This is a genomic window from Mesorhizobium sp. M1142 (genome assembly GCF_040318565.1).
GTDB lineage: Bacteria > Pseudomonadota > Alphaproteobacteria > Rhizobiales > Rhizobiaceae > Mesorhizobium.
In genome coordinates this window covers 1-1,034 of record NZ_JAMYMK010000076.1, presented here as the reverse complement: position 1 = coordinate 1,034, position 1,034 = coordinate 1, and the positions used below count along the sequence as shown (strand labels likewise).

Below are 1,034 nucleotides of genomic sequence, written 5' to 3'. Positions count from 1 at the left end.
TCGCATCCAACGCCTCCGTGCAAATCACCAGGCGAAGTGAATCAAAATGCGGTCTCGATTGCCAGGTTTTTCGAGGTGTCCAGCTTCTCAGGCTTAGCCTGAGAAGCCCGAACCCGGTGGATCGCTCGCTGACTGTCTCGACCTTGTCGGCGTTCGCCGCACGGCAATCCCAAGGTTGATCGAACCGGCCCTGCCAAATGCCGCGGTGAGCCGCCTTGGCATTGCCTTGCTCGGCGGCGAATGTCCCATTCGAATACCGTGGCCAGTCCAATGCGAGGCCTTGTGTATTTCGGCGTGGAATAATTCCGGGCCGATTGACAGAAAGGGCGAGCCTAGGCGCAGCGCCGTCTCCCCAATAGGAGGTATGACGTCGCATGCGAGGCGTCGAAAGAGGTAATTGCCTCCGAAATCACCTCCGGTCAGACTAAATGATTGTCGCGAGCGCGAGAGCCAGGCTCTGATGCTGAACAATCTCCAGGTGCTTCGGGCTGTCGCCGCCTATGCGGTGGTTTTGTACCATGCCCAATCGTTCATCGAGCGCCTGCACCCGCTTCCCGTTCATTCACATCTGGGGGCTGCGGGTGTCGATATATTCTTCGTCATATCTGGCTTCATCATGGTTTATGCGAGCGACAGAAGCCACTGTGGCCCCGCCGCGTTCTGGCGTGACCGACTCATCCGGATATTGCCGCTATACTGGATCACCACTTTCGCGATAATAGCCGTCAGCTCTGTCGGCTTCAGTCCGTCAGGACTGCACAATTGGGACGGCTCCGACCTGCTGACATCCCTGTTCTTACTGCCGAATATACGGCTCGACGGCGTTTCGGAGCCCATACTCGTTCCGGCATGGACACTGATCTACGAGGCCTTTTTCTATTTCTTCTTCGGCCTTTTCCTGCTTTCGGGGCGAATTAGTCGGGCAACTACCATTTTGTCGGTGGCCTTTTGTCAAGCGAAGTGGGGATTTGACCCCCTGGGCGAACTGAAGATTTGACCCCCTCATTGTTTTGCGGTCTCGTTGGTGCCGAGCG

At 56.8% G+C, this 1,034-nt stretch carries 1 protein-coding gene and 1 pseudogene; one reads left to right on the top strand and one right to left on the bottom strand.

Annotation, left to right across the window (positions count from 1 at the left end; translation table 11 throughout):
- A pseudogene (locus NKH42_RS31135) lies at positions 1 to 376 on the bottom strand (hypothetical protein); the annotation flags it as partial.
- Between the two features lie 84 nt (positions 377 to 460).
- Here NKH42_RS31135 and NKH42_RS31130 point away from each other — a divergent pair.
- Positions 461 to 997, top strand: a complete 537-nt coding sequence (locus NKH42_RS31130; RefSeq protein WP_352974842.1) for an acyltransferase family protein — start codon at positions 461 to 463, stop codon at positions 995 to 997.
- Positions 998 to 1,034: the final 37 nt, after the last annotated feature.

Excerpts from the sequence above, each read along its gene's own strand:
- NKH42_RS31130 (WP_352974842.1), top strand. The coding sequence starts at position 461 with ATGCTGAACAATCTCCAGGTGCTTCGGGCTGTCGCCGCCTATGCGGTG.